Below are 21467 nucleotides of genomic sequence, written 5' to 3' on the forward strand. Positions count from 1 at the left end.
AAAAACATTGAAATATTTATGGGAGGGGTTCAATCGTGAATACAGTTAAAGACAAAATTTCTGAAATCATTGATGGAAAACGTGTCATTGTAAAGAAGCCGGAACTCCTTGCTCCAGCAGGCAATCTTGAGAAATTAAAAATTGCTGTACATTATGGTGCGGATGCCGTCTTTATCGGCGGCCAGGAATATGGCCTTCGTTCGAATGCCGATAACTTTACCTTCGAAGAGATGAAAGAAGGAGTAGAATTTGCAAAGAAATACGGTGCAAAAATTTATGTAACAACGAACATTTTTGCTCACAATGAAAATATTGACGGGTTAGAAGAGTATATTTTGGGCTTGAAGGAAACCGGGATCGCAGGAATTATTGTAGCGGATCCGCTCATCATCGAAACATGCCGCCGCCTGGCTCCAGAAATTGAGATCCATATTAGTACCCAGCAATCACTTTCCAATTGGAAGGCAGCCCAATTTTGGAAAGAAGCAGGAGCAGAACGAGTCGTTTTAGCCCGTGAGGTTGGGGCGGATGAAATTAGAGAAATGAAGGAAAAGGTTGATGTTGAAATTGAAACCTTTATCCATGGGGCGATGTGTATTGCCTATTCCGGCCGTTGTACATTGAGTAATCACATGACAGCAAGGGATTCAAATCGAGGAGGCTGTTGTCAATCTTGTCGCTGGGATTATGATCTCTATAAACTCGAAGGCGAGGATCAAGAAACTGCGCTGTTTGGCGGAGAGGACGCACCATTTGCGATGAGTCCTAAAGACCTTAATTTAATCCAAGCTATTCCGAACATGATTGAGCTTGGAATCGACAGCTTGAAAATTGAAGGACGGATGAAATCGATTCATTATATCGCTACTGTCGTTAGTGTCTATCGTAAAGTCATTGATGCCTACTGTGCAAATCCAGATCATTTTGTTATTCAGAGAGAATGGTTAGAAGAGTTAGACAAATGTGCAAACAGAGAAACGGCTCCAGCCTTTTTTGAAGGAATTCCAGGGTATAAAGAGCAAATGTTTGGTAATCATAGCAAGAAGACAAAGTTTGAATTTGTTGGTCTTGTATTGGATTATAACGAAGAAACACAAATCGTAACCTTGCAGCAGCGTAACCATTTTAAACCCGGGGATGAAGTGGAATTCTTTGGACCTGAAATCGAAAATTTTACACATGTAGTGGATAAAATTTGGGATGAAAAAGGAAATGAATTGGATGCTGCGAGACATCCACTTCAGATTGTACAATTTAAATTGGACAAACCGGTATACCCTAACAACATGATGCGAAAGGAGAACGCATAATGCGCAAACCGGTTGTTATTGGTGTAACCGGCGGCTCAGGCTCCGGAAAAACTAGTGTAACAAATGCCATCTATGAAAGTTTGAAAGATCTCTCTATCTTAGTCCTACAGCAGGATTATTATTATAAAGACCAGCACAATGTTCCATTTGAGGAACGATTAAAAACGAATTATGATCATCCGCTTGCCTTTGACAATGACCTTCTGATTGAACATATTGAGAAGCTTTTACGCTATGAAGCAATCGATAAACCTGTTTATGATTATTCCATCCATACACGCTCTGATCAGGTGATTCCTGTTGATCCTAAAGAAGTAATTATCTTAGAAGGAATTTTAGTCCTTGAGGATGAGCGTCTACGGAATCTAATGGATATTAAATTATACGTTGATACAGATGCCGATCTAAGGATTATCCGCAGGCTAGAGCGAGACATCAGCGAACGAGGGCGAACGTTTGATTCGGTAATCGCCCAATATTTAAACGTTGTCCGGCCGATGCATAACCAGTTTATAGAGCCGACTAAACGATATGCAGATATCATTATCCCTGAAGGCGGGCAAAATCATGTGGCGATTGATTTAATGGTCACAAAAATTCAAACAATTCTTGAACAAAAGTCATTTTTATGACACAATAGCAAAAGAATAGACGTAAATAAATAGTTATAGTGCGCGCCCTTTTTTAAAAGGACGCGCTACTATGTATTTACCGTATGGTATTATACCTACATAATAATATTACATACACAATTCTTATGGGGGATTGTGAAGACTAGAAGGAGTGAGGGTATTGGCTACAGAGAAAGTATTTCCAATGACACAAGCAGGAAAAGAAAAACTTGTCCAAGAACTTGAATACTTAAAATCAGTTAAGCGTAAAGAAGTGGTAGAGAGGATTAAAATTGCCAGAAGCTTCGGCGATTTATCTGAAAACTCCGAGTATGATTCTGCGAAGGAAGAGCAGGCATTTGTAGAGGGACGAATTACTACCCTAGAAAATATGATTCGTAATGCCAAGATTATTGCTGAAAGTGAAATGGCAGCAGACTCTGTTTCGTTAGGCAGCTCTGTTACGTTTATTGAGCTTCCAGACGGTGAAGAAGAAACTTATTCCATCGTAGGTAGTGCTGAGGCTGACCCGTTTGAAGGAAAAATTTCAAATGACTCACCTATTGCTAAAAGTCTTTTAGGGAAAAAAGTGGGCGACCAAGTAACAGTTCAAACTCCAGGCGGAGAAATGAGCGTACGGATTGTTTCCATTAAATAATTAAACAATTGTTTGAAAACCTCTAACCTCGTCAAAACTTTTGACGAGGTGTTTTTATGTGGAAAAGACGGGCACTTGGTTGGCTTATTGTATGTATTACAGGTTTGGCATTTCTTTTAGTCCGGCTTATGGAAATTCAATTAATTGAAACAGAGACGTTTTCAAAGCATAACGTCAATTTACTTGAGGAAAGTGTCAAGCAAAGAACACAAGAGTTAGTGATTGATAATGGCAGGGGGAATTTTCTTGATCGGAATGGAGATATGCTTACCCATAATAAAGTTTCTGTCCTAGTCCTGTTTCCTTTTTTAAAAAAAATCGACTGGGATGCGAAAAAAGTTTCTGAAATTACCGGAATCTCAGAGAACGTACTAAAAATGGCTGTTGCAGGGGCGAAAAAGCCGTTTGCTTATGGTGACCCACAACCATTGGAGCTAACTTCATCACAAATGGAACGAATTAATCAATTAAATATACCTGGTGTTTTTGCGATTGAAAAAAAGTTTGAACGATCCCATATACCTGCAGAACAATTGATTGGTCTGACGGGTGAAAACCCAGAGGAAGTGAAAAAACGTTATCCTAATAAAGAATTATCAGAGAAAACCTTGCTTGGTGTATCAGGGCTTGAAGAAAGCTTTGATGAATTTCTGCTTCCTGAAGGGAAATCTAAACTAGTTTATCATGTAGATGGCTCCGGCGGTCCTTTATTTGGCATCAATGTTAAGTATGTCGACCCAGCCAATCCTTTTTATCCTGTTAATGTTCGTACTACCCTTGATAAAGGTATCCAGCAAAAGGCCGAAGACTTAGTGGACAAGTACCAAATTAAAAAGGGCGGTCTTGTCCTGCTTAATATTGAAGATAACACTGTCCTTGCAATGGTATCCCGGCCTGCTATTAATAAAAAGGATCCCTACAGCGGTGCAGGAATCACCAATAAAATGTTAAAACAGCAGATTATGGGTTCTGTATTCAAGACCGTTGTCGCAGCGGCGGCAATTGATAATGATCTTGATAACCCTTTGCGTCAATTTAATTGCAGTATGAAAATAAACGGGAAACCTGAACTAAAATATAATTATGGTATGCTTAATTTCACGAATAGTTTTGCAAGAAGCTGTAACCGTACGTTTGGGGAGCTTGCTAAGGAATTACAAAAAAAGGACCCGCACCTATTAGAGGAATATGCAGACAAACTTTCATTAACCACCACAGTGGGCTGGCAGGGAGATGTCTATCATACCAGTGATTTCAAACAGCTTACAGAAGAGGAGTCTGGCCGTGTATTTGTTTCGGATGAGGAAAGGAAGGATGCCAACATCGCAGCGATGTCCGGAATCGGCCAGCATGAAGTCCGCGCAACCCCTTTAGCAGTTGCGAATATGATGGCAACTATTGCAAGAGGGGGGAGAAAAGAGATGGTTAGGACAGTGTCCAAAATTGAATATAAAAATGGGACCACATTGGTGGATTTTCCTGTCCGAAGCCTTGAAGGGGATTCCATTTCCCCGTACACCAGTATGAAACTGCAAAAATTACTGCGCGAGGTTGTAACTAATCCTAATGGCACAGGCAGGTGGTTTAAAGATTTACCATATGAAGTTGCCGGAAAATCAGGGACAGCTGAAACAGGAAAATATTTGGCAGGTAAGCAGCTTCATAATAAATGGTTTGCCGGATATTTTCCTTATAAAAATCCAAAATATGCACTTGTCGCTGTGAATTTGGATGTGTTAGATTCCGGGGGCGGTGTGAATTTGTTATTTGCAGATATGGTGAAGATGCTCTATGAAACAGATTATGAAAAAAGTAGTAAGTAGGTTTTCCCTTCAAGTTCTCTTTAAATCATGTTAGAATATTAAGAGCCTTATTTTTAGGAGGGAAAAATCTTGAGCAATAATTCCAATTCTCGGTCGGGTTATCGAGCGAAACGAAAAAAAACAAATGTGGTTTTGAATACTTTGATTGTTGTTGTCCTGCTATTAATTATCTTCGTTGCATATAATATATTTTCATCAGGAGATGACAATGCTTCGTCGTCAAAGACGGAAAGTACAAAAACGGAACAAACAAAAACTACAGATAAAGAAAAAACAACCGATAAGAAGACAAAGGACGACACTGTATCAAGTGATGACAGTTCATCAGAGGATAAAACGGCAGACGAACAGGATAGTGAAGAAACAACAGCTCCGGAACAGCCGGATGATACACAGGCTGTTGTTACTGATGATGGAAGTTCTTCTACGACACAAACTAGTGAGCATAAAATGACATTTGAGGGTGAAGATTGGCAGGCGATGTTAAATGCCATTTCCAATGCAACAGGTCTTGATCAAAGCAATATGACCGTATATTGGCTTGGCAGTGATAAGTCTACTAGCAATGGAGCCGTTGGGACCGTTGCTTCTAAAGATAAGTCACAGAAATATAAGGTTTATATAAAATGGGTCGATGGCCAAGGCTATGTCCCTACAAAGGTTGAACCACAATAATGATAATAGGATGGTGCATCTAATAGCACCATCCTATTTCTTTTTAAAATGCACAACCGCTGTAAAATAGGTCTGACCGTTTTCGTTCACATGCATTTGATGTGAAACAGAGTGGACGGATAACATAATGGCACGATTCTCATCAATCTGTGACTCAATCTTTTTCTGCAATGTCTTTAAATTATCCGCCTCAAAAAATTCTACCTTATCCTCAATAAAGTCGAGTTGAAAATTCATTTGGCTCCCCCTTTCCATATGTTGATTTTAGTTAATTTAATGCTTGTATACAATTGTTTTATCATTAATCTAGCAGGTTGTTTTTAAATGGTGATAGAATAGGGTTTGCGGATACGATGTAGGAATACGAGGAAGATTATAATCGTACATTCGTAAATATTAAAAACTAATTGCTTACACTAACCTGACAATACATAACTGAATACAATAATGCAATCCCATTTTTGATGGAGTGATATATTTATTTGTCCGGGTTAATGGCAGGCTACAGAAAGAAGAAAGAGGTAAACATATGAAGATCGCAATAATTGGAGCAATGGAAGAAGAAGTAACCTTACTACGAGATAATATTAAGGATCAAACACAAGAGACGGTTGCGGGCTGCGAATTTACATTTGGTAACATGCATGATTCAGAGGTCATCTTACTGCGTTCGGGTATTGGGAAAGTAAATGCGGCGATGTCGACGACCATCCTGCTTGAAAAATATAAGCCCGATTGCATCATCAATACCGGTTCAGCAGGAGGCTTTAATCCTTCTTTAAACGTTGGGGACGCCGTTATTTCAACAGAAGTCCGTCATCATGATGTCGATGTAACTGCCTTTGGATATGAATATGGCCAGGTACCTCAGCTTCCTGCTGCTTTTTTAGCGGATGACAAATTAATTTCTGTGGCTGAATCTGCGGCAAAAGAACTTGATAAGTTTCAAATTGTTAAGGGACTAATCGTAACAGGTGACTCCTTTATGGAAGACCCGGCACGGGTTGAGTTTGTTCGGTCGAAATTTATGGACCTTCAGGCGGTGGAAATGGAAGCTGCAGCGATTGCGCAAGTGGCCCACCGTTTCGGAGTTCCGTTTGTCATTATTCGTTCACTTTCCGACATTGCCGGAAAAGAGTCTGAAATCTCATTTGATCAGTTTATCGACAAAGCAGCAACTAATTCTGCTACTTTGGTTATGAAAATGGTAGCTGCATTAAAATAGTATTTAGGGGTGGAGCAATGCAGTTTTACAAAAACGTCCATGAATTAATTGGGCATACACCTATGGTTGAAATTACACAATTTTCTTTGCCTGAAGACGTTCGTATTTTTGCAAAGCTTGAATTCATGAACCCAGGGGGAAGTGTCAAGGACCGGCTTGGTATTAAACTTTTAGAAGAGGCGTTTTCGAGCGGGAGACTAAGGCCAGGCGGTACCGTCATTGAACCCACTGCTGGAAATACCGGAATTGGTCTGGCGCTAGCCGCGATTAATAAAGGAGTACAGGTCATTCTGTGTGTACCAGAGAAATTTAGTATCGAAAAACAGGAATTAATGAAAGCACTGGGGGCTAAGGTCGTTCATACTCCAACAGAACAGGGGATGAAGGGAGCAATAGCTAAAGCTGACGAGCTTTTAGAAGAAATCCCGGGTTCCTATTGTCCGCGGCAATTTGGGAATCCGGCTAACCCTGAAACATATTATAAAACACTTGGGCCCGAAATTTGGGAACAAATGGATGGGAACGTCCATATTTTTGTTGCCGGGGCAGGTACTGGCGGAACCTTTATGGGGACCGCCCGGTATTTAAAAGATCAGAACCAAGCAGTTAAGACTGTTATAGTGGAACCAGAAGGATCTATATTGAATGGCGGAGAGTCCGGACCTCACAAAACAGAAGGAATTGGGATGGAATTTTTACCAGGCTATATGGATTCCGCATATTTTGATGCGATTCATACCGTTTCAGATGTTAATTCCTTTCGTCTGGTGAAGGAGTTAGCTATGCAGGAGGGACTGCTTTGTGGGAGTTCTTCAGGTGCAGCCTTCTATGCTGCCTTGGAGGAGGCAAGGGCTGCAAAAGCAGGGACTAATATCGTGGTTATTTTTCCGGACGGCAGTGAACGTTATTTAAGTAAGAAGATTTTTGAAGGAGGCATATAGCTTGAAACCGAAAACAAGGTTAATTCATGGCGGTATCAGTGAAGATCCTGCAACTGGTGCTGTTTCTTTCCCAATTTATCAGGTAAGTACGTATAAACAGGAGGGGGTTGGAGGGCACAAGGGCTTTGAATATTCCCGGACCGGAAATCCTACCAGACACGCGTTAGAGGAGCTTATAAAGGAAATTGAAGGCGGTACAGCAGGTTTTGCTTTTGGCTCTGGAATGGCGGCGATTACGGCTGTATTCATGCTGTTTAACAGTGGGGATCATGTCGTCATCACAGACGATGTCTACGGTGGGACGTTCCGTGTATTGACGAAGGTATTAAAGCGCGTTGGTATTGACTCAACCTTTGTCGATACTAGCAATTTGGAAAATATTCAACGTGAAATTCGTCCAAATACTAAAGGAATTTACATCGAAACACCGACCAACCCACTCTTAAAGATTACCGATATTGAAGCAGCAGCAAAGCTGGCAAAGGAGCATAATTTGTTAACAATCGTTGACAATACGTTTTCCACTCCTTATTGGCAAAATCCGCTTGAGCTCGGCGCAGATATTGTCCTTCACAGTGCGACAAAATATATTGGCGGCCACAGTGATGTGGTGGCTGGGTTAGCGGTGGTAAACAGCAGCAAGCTTGCTGAAGACCTCCATTTCGTTCAAAACTCCACTGGCGGTGTTTTAGGGCCGCAGGATTCATGGCTATTAATTCGTGGGATTAAAACTTTAGGAATTCGTATGGAGGAAACGGAAGCGAATACGAAGGAGATCGTCGCATTTCTACAAACCCATCCTAAGGTCAACAAAGTATTCTACCCAGGCCTTGAAACCCATCCTAATCATGAGATTGCTAAAAAACAGGCAAGAGGGTTTGGCGGCATGGTTTCCTTTGATGTTGGCAGTGGTGCAAATGCAGATCTAATCCTTAGCAGAATTAAATACTTTACCCTGGCAGAAAGCCTTGGAGCCGTCGAGAGCCTAATTTCCGTGCCAGCACGTATGACACATGCTTCAATCCCAGCTGAACGAAGAGCAGAGCTAGGCATCACAGAAGGTTTAGTCCGAATCTCTGTAGGCATCGAAGACGTCGAAGACCTAATCGAAGACCTAACACAAGCATTAAAATAATGATAATACAGCAAAAGGTGACAGGCACCATGTGAAATTTTCACATGGTGCCTGTCACCTTTTCTAATATTTACATACTGTTTAGCTACTATATCTGTGGTAAAGTAGGTTAGTAGATTTTAAGAAAGACAGGTGATAAGTAGTGAAGCAGCAAACCAAGGTGTTGTATGAGAAAATGGTCGATTTTAAACGTTTCGGAACTGTCTTATTGGCTGTTGGAATCTTTTTTTATTTAGGTGTTATTATTCCGGTTGAAGGAAAAACTGAACTAGCACAAAATTTGATGGTCCTTTCTTCCACATCCTTTATTGCTTTGTCGATCTTGTTTTTTATCCAGTACAAGCAATGTCAACTAAAGCTATTAGAAATGGATGATAACGAAGATTTAAATAATTAACCGCCAGGCGCTCCGATTTTTTTGTCGGGGCGCCTTTTTACGTATTTTAAGAGGGCAATTTCCTTATTTATTAAAAACTTGAAAAAAATGGTTTACAAAGTTAGTTAGCGTGGATATAATTACCATATAAAGTGAAATATTCCAAAGGAGGTCGAAGAAAATGATGTTAAATAGATCCGTTTACTCAAACGCCGTAACAGCGGGAACAAGTATGACAACTGTATATCTAAATAACACTCATTCGACCAGATTGGAATGGATCGCTTAGCGTATCATTTGCGTAAAGTGATAATACATATCCATGCCGCAGGGAGAATGACGCCTTGCGGTATTTTTGTGCCTAAAATTAGGCTCTGGCTGCAGGGAATCTCTTTCTGCGGCCTTTTTGTGCCCTTTTTACGAGCCATTTGGATATGTGGTGCATATTGTAAAACTGCAGGCATTTAAGGAGGTGGTTGTACATGACCCTGAATATTCTATTTTTCTCGATTACCATCAAAAAACGATATGTAAGTTTGGAGGAAGCAGCTAACCAGGAAATGATTGAAAAACTTTATGAAGAACACAAAGATCGTCAAATATCCATGCACCGCTATATGTGAACAATAAGGAAGTGAAACAAAAATGACTCTAAATATCCTGTTTTTAACGATTACAATCCGTAAACGAAAAATCAGCACCGAAGAAGCTGTCCATCAAGAAAAGGTTGAAAAGCTTTATGAACAATTCAAAGACAGACAAATTTCTATGTATCGAAACATTTAGAAGTAACAATTAAAAATTATACAAAGAAAGGTGGTTTTTGATATGATGTTTTTTCTAATGCAAGGACGGGGAGCAAGCTTATGGGGTATGAAGGATACCACCTAGTCGAGGAAGAAAAAATAGGAGGTAAAATCACGATGCCACTGCACACTATATTTTTATCATTAATATTTAAATTGAAGAAAACAAACAAAAACACTAATTCGTAATGAGTCATATATTAGCCATGCTAGTAAACCTCATATCATTGTTAACAAAATGTTCATTATTCCCTGAGATTGGTACTGTGAAAATATGATAAATTCAAATTAGAAAATAACAGATCTCTAAGGGGTGGAGAACATGTTTATGGTTGTGATGGGTCTCATTATTACAGGAGCAATTGGATGCGTAATTTCAGCTGAGATTAGTGTAGAATAATATAAAAAAAATGAGCATTGGCTAAATAAAGCCGATGCTCATTTTTTTATCTCGATTATTTCTTTTCCGTTAATTCGAGGAATTCATCGATATCAGCAAGACAAGTACCCACGGCTTTTTCCCAAAAGTCTTTTTGGGTTAAATCCACTTGTAAATGTTTTTGGGCTAAATCCTCTACCTTCATGGAGGCAGTGTCTCTTAACAGAGCCATATATTTTTCCTCATATCCTTTCCCCTCTTCAAGGGCCTGTGCATAAATGCCCAACGAGAAAAGGTAGCCAAATGTATAAGGGAAGTTATAAAAAGGTACATCCGTGATAAAAAAATGGAGCTTCGAAGCCCAAAAAAGTGGATGATATTCTTCTAAAGCATCACAGTAAGCCTCTTTCTGTGCTGCCAACATCAATTCACTAATTCGATCTGCAGTGACAGTCCCAACTTTCCTTTCCTCATAAAAACTCGTTTCAAACAAGAAGCGAGCATGGATATTCATAAGAAGGGCAACCGTCCGCTGGATTTTATCATCCAATAGAACAAGATTTTCTTCTTCGTCCTTAGCATTTTTAACAGCTGCATCTGCCACAATCATTTCGGCAAAGGTTGAGGCTGTTTCTGCCACATTCATGGCATAGTTGCAATTGAGAAATGGGACTTCTCTCATTGCATAGGAATGAAACGCGTGCCCAAGCTCATGGGCGAGTGTAGAAACATTGGATGGCGTACCGGAGTAGGTCATAAAAATCCGCGATTGTTCGTTCTCTGGAAGATATGTACAAAACCCTCCCGGTGCTTTCCCTGGACGGTCCTCTGCTTCAATCCATCGTTCCTCAAAAGCATTTTTCGTAAAGGCCGCGAGCTTTTCTCCAAAAAGGGCAAAGTTCTGTTCAATAAAGTGGGCCCCTTCTTGGTAAGGTACCTTTGTTTCCGTTTTTCCGTATGGAGCATCTAAATCAAACCAGCTTAACTTCTTAAGTCCGAGGAGTTTAGCCTTGCGCTCCAAATAATCAACAAGCTTTTGTTTATGCTGCGAAATAACTGACCACATCGTTTCCAATGTTACTTTTTCCATCCGGTTAATGCTGAGCGGCTCTTGTAAGACATCTCCCCAGCCACGCTTCTGGTAAACACTTAAACGGAATCCTGCCAGATGATTAAGTGTTTTGGCGAGAATGTCGGCTTGGTTTCCCCAGGCTTGTTCCCAATTTTTAAAAATAGCAGCACGAATCTCACGGTCGGGGTTTGAGAATTTGTTAAAAGCTTGTCCGACGGAAAGCTGTTGTTCCTCATCGTTTTCACTAAAGGGAACTTTTATTTTACTAACTATTAAATCATAGAGTTGGCCCCAGCTATGATAGCCGTCAACCTCAAGGGTGCTGATTAAGGCTTCTTCTTCTTTTGAAAGTTTCTCTTTAGCCTTTTCTCGGCTCTCCGTTAAAACAAAGCTAAATTCTTTCAACGGTTCTGTGGCAACTAACTGCCCCCAGACTGAGTCATCAATTGTGGTGAAGTGATGGTCTAGTGAACCTATTGCTGTTTGAAATACGGCTCCCAAACTTGTTATTTTTGCATCAAGAGAGTAGGCCTTTTTATCTTTTGTGTTTTGCGCCAATAAGCAGCCAATAAACGCTCCAGCATGAGTTAACTTCTTTGCGGCCTCTTCTAAATCACGTAAGAGTTCCTGCAGGAATTGGCTATCCTCCACTGAATTAAGGGGTGTCCAATTGTTTACCTTTGCTTCAAACCCTTTAATACTTTCTTCCGTTTGAACGATGAACTTTTGTAATTCATCGGAATCACTTCCTTTAGGGAAAAATACATCAAGATTCCATATTTCTGAATATGTATTGACTTTCATGTTGGTACCTCCTCAAATATGTACTTCTTCATTATAATCCATTTATCAAAAAATTCTCTTACTTTGCACTATATAAAAATAGCTTATGCAGTGAGCACAAGCCTGAAAATATACTCTCAACAGAACTGTGTATACCACCACCAGCCACCAAAGATTAATAATAGAACGAATAAGATGATGATGACTGCAATCCATATCCCACCGCCACCGTAGCTATAAGGTACAGGGCAGGAAGGATATGGGGCTGGGTAACCGTAGGGATATGAATAACCAAATGGCATCTGAATCACCCCTTTGCCCTTTTATATTAAGGTATGAGGACTACTATTAACGGTATAGGCAAACGTGTATGTCCCACTAAATACAAATAAAATTTAGAGATAAATTACGGAAAGCGGTTTTCCAGTGGAAGATTATTTGACAATCGTATGAGGAGTGGGGTATAAGTGGATGGATAAGGATTCCTAACCAAATATCTCATATTTTAATATTATAGGAGGAAAAAATGAAGCTTACGACTAAAACGTTTTTTGCTTTTCTTTTAGGAGTCGTGCTGGTTACATCAGGATGCTCCAATAAGAGTCAGGTGAAAGAAGAAACAAGTTCGAAAAATAAAGCTGCTTTTCAAATCGTGGATGCCGGTTCCATAAGCTTGAAAAATATCCGCGGGATTGGCTACCCGGGCAACGATACTGCCCTATATATTGCCGGAAATAATGGACTAAAACTTTATAAAGATAAAAAGTGGTACAAAACAACGGCAAACCAACATGACTATATTGGTTTTCAAGCTGTTGAGACAGGATTTATCGCCAGCGGCCACCCGCAAAAAGGCTCGGGCTATAAGGATCCGCTCGGTCTAATAAAAAGTGTTAATAAGGGAGAAACCATTCAGAAGCTGGCTTTTTATGATAAAGCTAACTTTCATTTTACTGCAGCTAGTTACTCCGGAAATGGACTTTATGTCATTGGGGAAGCGCAAAGTGATGAGGTAAGTTTGGGTGTGAACTATTCTACTGATAACGGGGACACTTGGAAGAAAAGTGCACTTAAAAATTTTAGTGCAGATTCAATGGGGATGATGGCAGTTCATCCGACTAACGGAAATACAATGGCGATGTCAACAAGATCTGGTATCTATTTTTCAAACGATAACGGGAATACCATGAAACGGATAACAGGACCAATCATGGTGACGGCATTAACCTTCAGCGGGGATTCAATTCTTTTTTCTAGTGTTGAAAATGAGAAAATTTTATTAAAAACAATTGCCCCTTCCACTGGTGAACAGGCTGATCTGATTATACCGTTTCTTGATTATGATAACCCGATTACCTATGTGGCTGTTAATCCAAAGAATACTAACCAGCTGGCCTTTACTACATACAAAAATGATTTATATGAATCCACTGATGGCGGGAAAACATGGAACAATTTGTTGAACGACGGTAAAAATAAGTAAACTTAAACAAAAGGGCAGGAGGAGAACTCCTGCTCTTTTGGCAATGTCATATTCTATTCATCATGATAGAAACTTTATCTTTTCTTCCGATCTTTTTCAGCACGGTAAAACTCATGGAACATTTTCATCAGCGCTCGTTTTTCAATCCTTGATACATAGCTTCTTGATATCCCTAGTTCTTTCGCAATTTCCCGCTGCGTTTTTTCTTTTTGTAAATCCAGACCGAATCGGCCGATAATCACTTCCTTTTCCCTGTCATCTAGCACTTCAATATACTTTTTTATCTTTTCAAGCTCCATGTTAAGTTGAATGGTATCCACTACATCTTCAGATTCTGATTTTAGTACGTCAATTAATGAAATTTCATTGCCCTCCTTATCCTGACCGATCGGGTCATGCAGAGAAACATCCTTTTTTGTTTTTTTGAGTGCTCTAAGGTGCATTAGAATCTCATTTTCAATACATCTTGCTGCATAAGTGGCGAGTTTTGTGCCTTTCCCTTCTGAATAGCTCTCAATTGCTTTTATTAATCCTATCGTTCCAATGGAAATTAAATCTTCTGAATCCTCGCCGGTGTTTTCGAATTTTTTTACGATATGGGCGACAAGGCGTAAATTGTGTTCGATTAACATATTACGTGCGTGCGCATCCCCTTCTGCCATTAACCGTAAGTACTTTCTTTCTTCTGCTGCAGAGAGGGGTTGAGGAAAGGCATTATTTTTTACATAAGAAACAAGAAATAAGAATTCCTTCATTAAATATCCGAGAGCTGTTAAGATTCCAGTCATCTACATCCACCCCCGTGCTTTTTTGGACTCTAGCCCTTTTATTAATTCCTATGAAGAAAACAAGAAATTGTGTCTGTCCTGATAATTTTATTTACAAAAAATAAAAATGACCTATCTAGCGAACCACTAGAAAAGGTCAGATTTGTTTGGATTTAGATTAAGGCGATATTTTCTTATACTTTTTTCAGTTTAAAGGAGCTTACCATAAGAAATGATAAAATAATCATAATAAATAAAAACGTTTGAGAGGGGAGGTAAGGGATTGCCAGATAACTTAAGGTTGCAAGGCAGCCTGCTGCTGTAATCGGTAATCCTGTAAAATAGCCATTACTCTCTGTGATGTTAAACCGTGCTAATCGAAAGGCACCACAGCTAATGTAAAAAACCGTAAAAAATGAACCTGGTCCGCCAAATTCAAATAAAATTCCTTGGTATAGTAATAGTGCTGGTGCGACTCCAAATGATATAATATCACTCATGGAATCCAATTGTTTCCCTAATTCTGATTCGATATTAAACTTTCGGGCAATCATACCATCAAACCGATCGGCTAGAGCTGCAATAAAAATGAGTAATAAGCTTAAGCGTAAATTTCCATGCAAGCCAAGGACAATTGCAAATCCACCGAGTGAAAGGTTTGTTATCGTAATAACATTTGCTGTTTGGGATTTCAGTTTTTTTATTGTGTGATCCAATACATCTAATAAAAACATTCTCCACACCACTCCTTTTTTTTAAAACAGAAGGGAATTATACTTTTTTAGGTTATTCTATATTATTTAATTCTAAGGGTTTTATGTCATTGCGTAAAGAGTATTTTTACACTATTTGGGGGTATTATCATGTTACAGGGTTTATATCGTCTGTTAATAGAATTGACCAATGGAAGGTGGACATCAGGGGTTTTAAAAAAGTTCGCTCGTTCACGAGTTAGTCGGTTTGTTGTCCCGTCGTTTGCAAGGATTTATCAAATAAATCTCGAGGAAATGGAAAAAGGGCTGTCTGATTATCCAACATTGCACGATTTATTTGTTAGAACGCTAAAAAAAGAAGCAAGAAAGATTGATCCCCAAACGGACACTGTAGTCAGTCCTGTTGATGCCGTTTTGGAAGACGTTGGAAAAATCAAAGAAACAAGTGACATCATGGTAAAAGGGAAAACCTATTCTATTGGTGAGATGCTGGGGAATCATGATATTTTGTCCAAATATCTAAATGGTACATATATGATTTTATATTTAAGTCCAAGCCATTACCATCGAATCCATAGTCCTGTCAATGGAACTGTTACCAAACAATGGGAACTTGGTTCGAAATCCTTCCCGGTTAATAAATGGGGATTGAAATACGGTCATGGGACTCTTTCAAAAAACTATCGCGTCATTACTGAAGTGAAAACAAATTATGGATATGCAGCCATTGTTAAGGTTGGAGCAATGTTCGTAAATTCAATTGAGACGACTCATAAGGGCAGTGAACTAGAAAAAGGCGGGGAAATGGCTTACTTTAGTTTTGGGTCGACAGTTGTCCTGTTATTTGAAAAAGGGATCTTTCAAATGGACAAAACACTTCATACTCCACAAGAGCTTAAAGTAGGGGAAAGACTAGGAATACTTGTAAAGTAGTGCAAAACGGCGCTTTTTAGCGCCGTTGTTATTTTTACTCTATATAAAAAGAAAAGCCCTCAAAGGGCAGAAAGTTAAGATTAAGAAGACTTTTTGATTTTATTGTATAAAGAACGTCGGTGAATCTCAGACTCAATGAGACCAATAAATTCTGGGCTTAAGTTTAATTCTCTTGCTTTAAAATATGATTCGATTAATAATTCATCTGACAGTTTCCGCATGTCAGAATCCACCTCCGATTTAAAATAAAATGGTTCTATTTTATAAAAACAAAACATAAATTGGTAAGTTCAATAGCTGTAACCTAAATCTACCAAATTTATTCCTTTAGAACAATCGTTCTCTTTATCCACAGATTCACGTGGATAACTTGTGATTAATTTGTTTATAAAGTAACAAAATGTAAAGGTTTCAATGGGTATAATGTTAATAAGGTTATCCACAGAGCAGCGAAATAATGGGTTTTGTCGAAAAATATTTATTTTTATTTTTGTGAGATCAGTAATTCCTTTAAATTTAACGGAAAGTAATCGTATTTGAATCTCATGATTGTCGATATTTGAAGGATAATAAGAAATAAAGTAATTTTGATCAGTAATTTTGAGCCCTTTCACTTTTCTTTTGAAACGAGGGGGGAAATTGGTTATGATGGTACAAGAAAAGAAAATGGTGGTTGTTCATCCAACATTTTATTTAGAACTAATGAGGTGTACGCTTAGTGTTAAAACAATTTTTACCAAATGAACATGTGAAAAGCATTCTTGATATTTCACCTGAAGAATTAAAAGCAAGAGGGATTAAGGGGATTATTACCGATTTGGATAATACCCTTGTAGAATGGGACCGTCCCAGTGCCACTCCACAATTAATCAAATGGTTTGATGAAATTAAAAAACATAATATCCTGGTAACCATTGTTTCTAATAATAATGAAGAAAGAGTAAAGTTTTTTTCAGACCCTCTCAAAATACCGTTTATTTATAGAGCACGGAAACCTATGGGACCGGCGTTTTACAGGGCGATACAACAAATGGGAATAAAAAAGGAAGAGGCAGTTGTCATTGGCGACCAATTATTAACCGATGTCCTTGGGGGAAATCGGAGCGGATTTCATACGATTTTGGTTGTGCCTGTTGCCTCGTCTGATGGTTTTTGGACAAAATTCAATCGGTTTGCGGAACGAAGAATTTTAAATTGGTTCCGTAAAAAAGGGATGCTTCAATGGGAGGATTAATCTGTGAGTGATCAACAATATATTTGTATGGGCTGTGGTATAAGGGTCCAAACGGAAAACCCAAACGAAATTGGTTATGCTCCTTCTTCTGCTTTGGAGAAAGAGACCATTATTTGTCAAAGATGTTTTCGGTTAAAACACTATAACGAAGTTCAAGACGTAAATTTAACGGATGATGATTTTTTAAAGATTTTAAATGAGATTGGCAAGTCTGACGCCCTCATTGTCATGATTGTAGATATCTTTGATTTTAACGGGAGCTGGCTTCCGGGCTTGCACCGATTCGTTGGTAACAATAAGGTAGTCCTTGTGGGAAATAAAGTCGATTTACTGCCAAAATCTGTGAAGCATGCCAAGTTAGTTCAGTGGATGAAGCATGAATCAAAAGAACTAGGGCTCAGACCGGAAGAAGTATTTTTAGTAAGTGCTGCTAAAGGACTAAATATAGGAGATACGGCCGCAGCCATTGATGTTTTGCGAAATGGAAAAGATGTTTATGTGGTCGGTTGTACGAATGTTGGAAAATCAACATTTATCAATCGAATTATTAAAGAGGTAACGGGTGAAGAGGACGTTATCACCACCTCTCATTTTCCTGGTACAACATTAGATATTATCCAAATCCCGTTAGATGATGAAAAATTTTTAATTGATTCACCCGGAATTATCAATCACCATCAAATGGCGCATTTTATTAACAAAAAAGATTTGAAAATTATCACTCCTAAGAAGGAAATAAAGCCAAAAGTTTTTCAATTAAATGAAGGCCAAACCTTGTTTTTTGGGGGCTTGGCACGTTTTGATTATATAAGCGGCGGCAGAAGATCCTTTGTTTGTTATGTATCCAATGAATTGAATATCCATCGGACGAAAATAGAAAATGCTGACGATCTTTATGAAAAGCATTTAGGGGAATTGCTGACACCACCAGGACCAGAAGATTTAGAATTTTTTCCTGAGCTAGTCAGACAAGAATTTACTGTCAAGGAATCGAAAACAGATATCGTTTTTTCAGGTCTTGGCTGGATTACCATAAATGAGCCTGGGGCAAAAGTGGCTGCCTATGTGCCAAAGGGTGTACAAACTTTAATGCGAAGATCATTGATTTAGTATAGAAAGTTTTAATAGGGTGGGGGAAATAGATGAAAAAGTTATTTGGAGTATTGGGGAACCCGATTGGCCATTCGATGTCACCGGTTATGCATAATGATTTGTTTTCTCTTTATAATATCGATGCAGAATATCTTCCTTTTCTAGTACAGGAAGATGAATTAAGAGATGCGGTAAATGGATTAAGAGCACTGGGAGCAGGTGGATTTAATGTCACCGTTCCTCACAAAAGCAGCATTATCCCATTTCTTGATGAAGTGGATGAGTTAGCAGCCAGTATTGGTGCTGTTAATACAGTTGTCAATAAAGATGGCAAATTGATAGGCTACAATACCGATGGTCTGGGGTTTTTAAAAGGGTTAGATGACTATTTAAACAAGATTGAAGGTCAAAAGATATTGGTAATTGGAGCAGGTGGTGCAGCTAGAGCTATCTATTTTACTTTAGCGAAAGAAAAACCGATGCAGATTGACATTGCTAATCGCACACTTGAAAAAGCTGTTCAACTCATTGAAGAGTGTCCATACTCCATTTCCTCAAGGGCTCTAACCTTAAAGGATGCCAGCAGTGAATTAGGTGAATATGACTTGATTATTCAAACGACCATGATTGGTATGGAGCCAAATATCACGGAGCAGCCCATAACTCTTGAATATCTAAGAGAAGATTCCGTTGTTTGTGAAATCATCTATAACCCGCTTGAAACAAGGATTTTGCGTGAAGCAAAGAGCATAGGGGCAACGGTTCAAAACGGAATTGACATGTTTGTTTATCAAGGGGCTCTAGCCTTTGAAAAATGGACAGGGATATTTCCAGATATACAAAGAATGAAAGAAAATGTGTTGGGACAACTAGGAGGAAAATAATGCTAACAGGTAAACAAAAAAGATTTTTACGGTCAAAGGCACATCATTTAGATCCGATCTTTCAAGTAGGGAAGGGCGGGGTAAATGAGAATATGATTAAACAAATTGCCAATGCGCTTGAAGCCAGAGAACTTTTTAAAGTAAGTGTTCTGCAGAATTGTGAGGAAGATAGAACAGAGGTAGCAGAGCAGCTGGCAAACGGTACTGGAGCAGAGATCGTTCAAATTATTGGAAACACGATTGTCTTGTATAAAGAATCTACAGAAAAGAAAACAATCATTCTTCCCTAAAAAAGTGACCTTTAAAAGTAAAGGATGGCGAATGCATGAAGAAAGTTGGAATATTGGGCGGCACGTTTGATCCGCCCCATTATGGACATCTTTTGATTGCCAATGAAGTTCTTTCGGCCCTTAAGCTCGATAAAATTTGGTTTATGCCAAACCATGAACCGCCACACAAGAAAAAACCGGAGTCTGTTAAGGATGAGGACCGCCTTCGTATGCTGGAGCTGGCCATTGAGGGAAATTCGGCATTCAGGGTTCAACCAATCGAACTCGAACGTAATGGGCCATCTTATACAGTCGATACAATGAAAATACTTAACGCTGAGTATTCTGACCATCAATTTTTCTTTATAATTGGTGCCGATATGATTGAATACTTGCCGAAATGGCATGATATTGATATACTCGTTAATCTTGTCCAATTTGTTGGGGTAGAAAGACCATCTTACAGCCATCAAACAGACTACCCTGTTCTTTATGTTGACGTACCTGCCATTGATGTGTCATCTAGTATGATAAGGGATAGAGTGAAAAAAGGTAAATCGGTTCGTTATTTATTGCCCGACCCAGTTATTGATTATATTGAGGAGAAACATTTATATGGAACGTCAAAAAGCTTTAGACATAGTTAAACTCCAATTAACGGAAAATCGATACCAGCATACGCTAGGGGTAATGGAAACAGCTATTAGCCTGGCAGAGAAATATGGAGCAGATGTGAAGAAAGCAGAAATAGCAGCTATTTTTCATGATTATGCAAAGTTTCGCCCAAAGGATGAAATGAAAGAAATTATCATGTCACAAGGTCTGCCGCAGGATTTACTTGTATATAATACTGAATTGTGGCATGCTCCAGTTGGTGCATACCTGGTAGAAAAAGAGGCAGGGGTCAGTGATAATGAAGTATTGGATGCCATCCGCTACCATACTTCTGGAAGACCTAATATGACATTGCTGGAAAAAGTGATCTATTTAGCGGATTATATAGAACCTGGGAGACATTTTCCAGGAGTAGAAGAAGTAAGAGAAATCGCAAATGAGAATTTAGAAAAGGCACTCATAAAAGCAATTCAAAATACAATACTCTTCTTAATGAAAAAGAACCAAACGATTTATCCGGAAACATTTTATACTTATAATGATTTAATCCAAAAACTGGAGGACTGATGAATGGATAATCAAGAACTTCTAAAAATTGCGGTAAAAGCAGCAGACGATAAACGTGCTGAAGATATTTTGGCGTTAGATATGAGAGGGATCTCGTTAATTGCTGATTATTTTATTATTTGTCATGGTAATTCTGACAAACAGGTACAGGCGATTGCACGAGAAATGAAGGAAAAGGCCCAAGAGAACGGTTATGATGTAAAAAGAATCGAAGGTTTTGATGAAGCAACATGGGTGCTAATTGATTTAGGAGATGTTGTAGCCCATGTATTCCACCGTGATGAACGAAGCTATTACAATTTAGAACGGTTGTGGGGCGATGCGCCGCATGTTGATATCCTCAGTGAGTTAAATTCATGAGTTATGAGCAATTTGCTTACTTGTACGATGAGCTTATGAAAGATGCCCCATATGACCAATGGGTATCGTTTGTTAAGGACATTCTTGCCAAATATGACGTTGAAGCAACCCGCCTGCTGGATTTAGCCTGTGGGACAGGGGAGCTCTCAATCCGATTGGCTAAACAAGGGTTTGAGGTTACGGGAATTGATTTATCAGAAGATATGCTTTCGGTGGCCCAGGAAAAGGCACAGGCTAGTGGTGTTAAAATACCTTTTTTTCAACAGAACATGGCGAATTTGGAGGGACAAGGACAATTTGATGCAATCGGTATCTTTTGTGACTCAATAAATTATTTGCAAACGGAAGAAGAGGTAAAATCGACTTTTTCAAATGTACACCAACATTTACAAGATAATGGGATCTTTATTTTTGATGTACATTCTGTTTATAAAATCACAGAAGTATTCATTAATCAAACCTTTGCCTTGAGTGAGGATGACATTTCTTATATTTGGAATAGTTTCCCTGGAGATAATCCCAATAGCGTTGAACATGAACTAAGTTTTTTTGTTTTAGACGAGCGGACAGGGAAATATGATCGAATCGATGAACTGCATTTCCAGCGTACTTATCCTATTGAGCAATATTCTGACTGGTTAGATGCTGCGGGCTTTCAATTGCTTGAGATAAGTGCCGATTTTGAACATCAAGACCCAACAGAGCAATCTGAACGAATTTTCTTTGCTGCAAAGAAAAAATAAAAAAAGCCATCTT

General features: G+C 38.9%; 27 protein-coding genes. 21 read left to right on the top strand and 6 right to left on the bottom strand.

All coding sequences use genetic code 11. The features are described 5' to 3' along the window. Nucleotides 1-35 precede the first annotated feature (35 nt). The 5 genes from AAHB15_RS22095 to AAHB15_RS22115 all read left to right on the top strand — a co-directional run bounded on the left by AAHB15_RS22095 (nucleotide 36) and on the right by AAHB15_RS22115 (nucleotide 5077). Nucleotides 36-1310, top strand: a complete 1275-nt coding sequence (locus tag AAHB15_RS22095) for a peptidase U32 family protein (RefSeq protein WP_335574124.1) — start codon at nucleotides 36-38, stop codon at nucleotides 1308-1310. Further along, nucleotides 1307-1942: a uridine kinase gene (udk, locus tag AAHB15_RS22100; RefSeq protein ID WP_335574134.1), complete on the top strand. Its 636-nt coding sequence runs from the start codon at nucleotides 1307-1309 to the stop codon at nucleotides 1940-1942. Before AAHB15_RS22095 ends, udk begins: the two co-directional genes overlap by 4 nt. Before the next feature lie 160 nt (nucleotides 1943-2102). Continuing rightward, a complete protein-coding gene (greA, locus tag AAHB15_RS22105) occupies nucleotides 2103-2579 on the top strand; it encodes a transcription elongation factor GreA (protein ID WP_098529902.1) in 477 nt (158 codons plus the stop codon). Nucleotides 2580-2635: 56 nt separating this feature from the next. Further along, nucleotides 2636-4402, top strand: coding sequence for a peptidoglycan D,D-transpeptidase FtsI family protein (locus AAHB15_RS22110; protein ID WP_342043353.1), 1767 nt, complete (start codon nucleotides 2636-2638; stop codon nucleotides 4400-4402). A gap of 69 nt (nucleotides 4403-4471) precedes the next feature. Next, on the top strand, nucleotides 4472-5077 hold the full coding sequence (locus tag AAHB15_RS22115; RefSeq protein ID WP_342043354.1) for a YrrS family protein: 606 nt from the start codon (nucleotides 4472-4474) through the stop codon (nucleotides 5075-5077). A 33-nt stretch (nucleotides 5078-5110) separates the two neighbouring features. Here the strand turns inward: AAHB15_RS22115 and AAHB15_RS22120 are convergent, their stop codons facing one another. Beyond that, nucleotides 5111-5314 carry a DUF2536 family protein gene (locus tag AAHB15_RS22120; protein WP_098529905.1) on the bottom strand — a complete coding sequence of 68 codons (204 nt, stop codon included), beginning with the start codon at nucleotides 5312-5314 and terminating at the stop codon, nucleotides 5111-5113. Nucleotides 5315-5606: 292 nt separating this feature from the next. Here AAHB15_RS22120 and mtnN point away from each other — a divergent pair, with 292 nt between their 5' ends. From mtnN to AAHB15_RS22150, 6 genes are all read left to right on the top strand, one after another. Continuing rightward, the gene (gene mtnN / locus AAHB15_RS22125) at nucleotides 5607-6302 is read left to right on the top strand and encodes a 5'-methylthioadenosine/S-adenosylhomocysteine nucleosidase (RefSeq protein WP_335574121.1); all 696 of its coding nucleotides are present in this window, start codon (nucleotides 5607-5609) and stop codon (nucleotides 6300-6302) included. Nucleotides 6303-6319: 17 nt separating this feature from the next. Continuing rightward, complete coding sequence (locus tag AAHB15_RS22130) at nucleotides 6320-7243, top strand: PLP-dependent cysteine synthase family protein (RefSeq protein ID WP_335574120.1); 924 nt, start codon at nucleotides 6320-6322, stop codon at nucleotides 7241-7243. Nucleotide 7244: 1 nt separating this feature from the next. Beyond that, nucleotides 7245-8378, top strand: coding sequence for a bifunctional cystathionine gamma-lyase/homocysteine desulfhydrase (locus AAHB15_RS22135; RefSeq protein ID WP_335574119.1), 1134 nt, complete (start codon nucleotides 7245-7247; stop codon nucleotides 8376-8378). Nucleotides 8379-8520: 142 nt separating this feature from the next. Beyond that, nucleotides 8521-8775 (top strand): YrhC family protein, encoded by a 255-nt coding sequence (locus tag AAHB15_RS22140; RefSeq protein WP_335574118.1) that lies wholly within the window; start codon nucleotides 8521-8523, stop codon nucleotides 8773-8775. A gap of 461 nt (nucleotides 8776-9236) precedes the next feature. After that, the gene (locus AAHB15_RS22145; protein ID WP_144564103.1) at nucleotides 9237-9377 is read left to right on the top strand and encodes a YrzI family small protein; all 141 of its coding nucleotides are present in this window, start codon (nucleotides 9237-9239) and stop codon (nucleotides 9375-9377) included. Between the two features lie 22 nt (nucleotides 9378-9399). Next, nucleotides 9400-9540 carry a YrzI family small protein gene (locus AAHB15_RS22150; protein WP_335574117.1) on the top strand — a complete coding sequence of 47 codons (141 nt, stop codon included), beginning with the start codon at nucleotides 9400-9402 and terminating at the stop codon, nucleotides 9538-9540. A 475-nt stretch (nucleotides 9541-10015) separates the two neighbouring features. Here AAHB15_RS22150 and AAHB15_RS22155 read toward each other — a convergent pair whose 3' ends face one another. Further along, the gene (locus AAHB15_RS22155) at nucleotides 10016-11815 is read right to left on the bottom strand and encodes a M3 family oligoendopeptidase (protein ID WP_342043355.1); all 1800 of its coding nucleotides are present in this window, start codon (nucleotides 11813-11815) and stop codon (nucleotides 10016-10018) included. 116 nt (nucleotides 11816-11931) lie between these two features. Further along, nucleotides 11932-12096: a hypothetical protein gene (locus tag AAHB15_RS22160; protein ID WP_342043356.1), complete on the bottom strand. Its 165-nt coding sequence runs from the start codon at nucleotides 12094-12096 to the stop codon at nucleotides 11932-11934. A gap of 224 nt (nucleotides 12097-12320) precedes the next feature. Between AAHB15_RS22160 and AAHB15_RS22165 the strand changes: the two genes are divergently transcribed. Next, a complete protein-coding gene (locus AAHB15_RS22165; RefSeq protein WP_335574114.1) occupies nucleotides 12321-13277 on the top strand; it encodes a F510_1955 family glycosylhydrolase in 957 nt (318 codons plus the stop codon). Between the two features lie 74 nt (nucleotides 13278-13351). Here AAHB15_RS22165 and sigK read toward each other — a convergent pair whose 3' ends face one another. Beyond that, nucleotides 13352-14065: an RNA polymerase sporulation sigma factor SigK gene (gene sigK / locus AAHB15_RS22170; protein ID WP_144564091.1), complete on the bottom strand. Its 714-nt coding sequence runs from the start codon at nucleotides 14063-14065 to the stop codon at nucleotides 13352-13354. A 173-nt stretch (nucleotides 14066-14238) separates the two neighbouring features. Next, on the bottom strand, nucleotides 14239-14778 hold the full coding sequence (gene pssA, locus AAHB15_RS22175; RefSeq protein ID WP_098529915.1) for a CDP-diacylglycerol--serine O-phosphatidyltransferase: 540 nt from the start codon (nucleotides 14776-14778) through the stop codon (nucleotides 14239-14241). Between the two features lie 129 nt (nucleotides 14779-14907). Here pssA and AAHB15_RS22180 point away from each other — a divergent pair, with 129 nt between their 5' ends. Beyond that, a complete protein-coding gene (locus tag AAHB15_RS22180) occupies nucleotides 14908-15690 on the top strand; it encodes a phosphatidylserine decarboxylase (RefSeq protein ID WP_342043357.1) in 783 nt (260 codons plus the stop codon). 80 nt (nucleotides 15691-15770) lie between these two features. Here the strand turns inward: AAHB15_RS22180 and sda are convergent, their stop codons facing one another. Next, entirely contained in the window at nucleotides 15771-15911 is a 141-nt protein-coding gene (gene sda, locus AAHB15_RS22185) for a sporulation histidine kinase inhibitor Sda (RefSeq protein WP_251563454.1), read from the bottom strand. A 497-nt stretch (nucleotides 15912-16408) separates the two neighbouring features. Here sda and AAHB15_RS22190 point away from each other — a divergent pair, with 497 nt between their 5' ends. From AAHB15_RS22190 to AAHB15_RS22225, 8 genes are read left to right on the top strand one after another with little or no spacing between them, the layout of a single operon-like run. Beyond that, entirely contained in the window at nucleotides 16409-16924 is a 516-nt protein-coding gene (locus AAHB15_RS22190) for a YqeG family HAD IIIA-type phosphatase (protein WP_144564082.1), read from the top strand. Between the two features lie 3 nt (nucleotides 16925-16927). Next, on the top strand, nucleotides 16928-18034 hold the full coding sequence (yqeH, locus tag AAHB15_RS22195; protein ID WP_342043358.1) for a ribosome biogenesis GTPase YqeH: 1107 nt from the start codon (nucleotides 16928-16930) through the stop codon (nucleotides 18032-18034). 32 nt (nucleotides 18035-18066) lie between these two features. Then, on the top strand, nucleotides 18067-18900 hold the full coding sequence (aroE, locus tag AAHB15_RS22200; RefSeq protein ID WP_335574111.1) for a shikimate dehydrogenase: 834 nt from the start codon (nucleotides 18067-18069) through the stop codon (nucleotides 18898-18900). Then, nucleotides 18900-19190 carry a ribosome assembly RNA-binding protein YhbY gene (yhbY, locus tag AAHB15_RS22205; protein ID WP_335574110.1) on the top strand — a complete coding sequence of 97 codons (291 nt, stop codon included), beginning with the start codon at nucleotides 18900-18902 and terminating at the stop codon, nucleotides 19188-19190. The genes aroE and yhbY overlap by 1 nt, the downstream gene beginning before the upstream one ends. Nucleotides 19191-19225: 35 nt before the next feature. Further along, a complete protein-coding gene (locus AAHB15_RS22210) occupies nucleotides 19226-19816 on the top strand; it encodes a nicotinate-nucleotide adenylyltransferase (protein WP_098529922.1) in 591 nt (196 codons plus the stop codon). After that, nucleotides 19785-20351, top strand: coding sequence for a bis(5'-nucleosyl)-tetraphosphatase (symmetrical) YqeK (gene yqeK / locus AAHB15_RS22215; protein WP_342043359.1), 567 nt, complete (start codon nucleotides 19785-19787; stop codon nucleotides 20349-20351). The genes AAHB15_RS22210 and yqeK overlap by 32 nt, the downstream gene beginning before the upstream one ends. Before the next feature lie 3 nt (nucleotides 20352-20354). Next, the gene (gene rsfS / locus AAHB15_RS22220) at nucleotides 20355-20711 is read left to right on the top strand and encodes a ribosome silencing factor (RefSeq protein WP_098529924.1); all 357 of its coding nucleotides are present in this window, start codon (nucleotides 20355-20357) and stop codon (nucleotides 20709-20711) included. Then, nucleotides 20708-21454, top strand: a complete 747-nt coding sequence (locus tag AAHB15_RS22225; protein WP_342043360.1) for a class I SAM-dependent DNA methyltransferase — start codon at nucleotides 20708-20710, stop codon at nucleotides 21452-21454. The genes rsfS and AAHB15_RS22225 overlap by 4 nt, the downstream gene beginning before the upstream one ends. Nucleotides 21455-21467: the final 13 nt, after the last annotated feature.

Source organism: Bacillus sp. OTU2372, assembly GCF_038440275.1.
GTDB lineage: Bacteria > Bacillota > Bacilli > Bacillales > Cytobacillaceae > Neobacillus > Neobacillus bataviensis_B.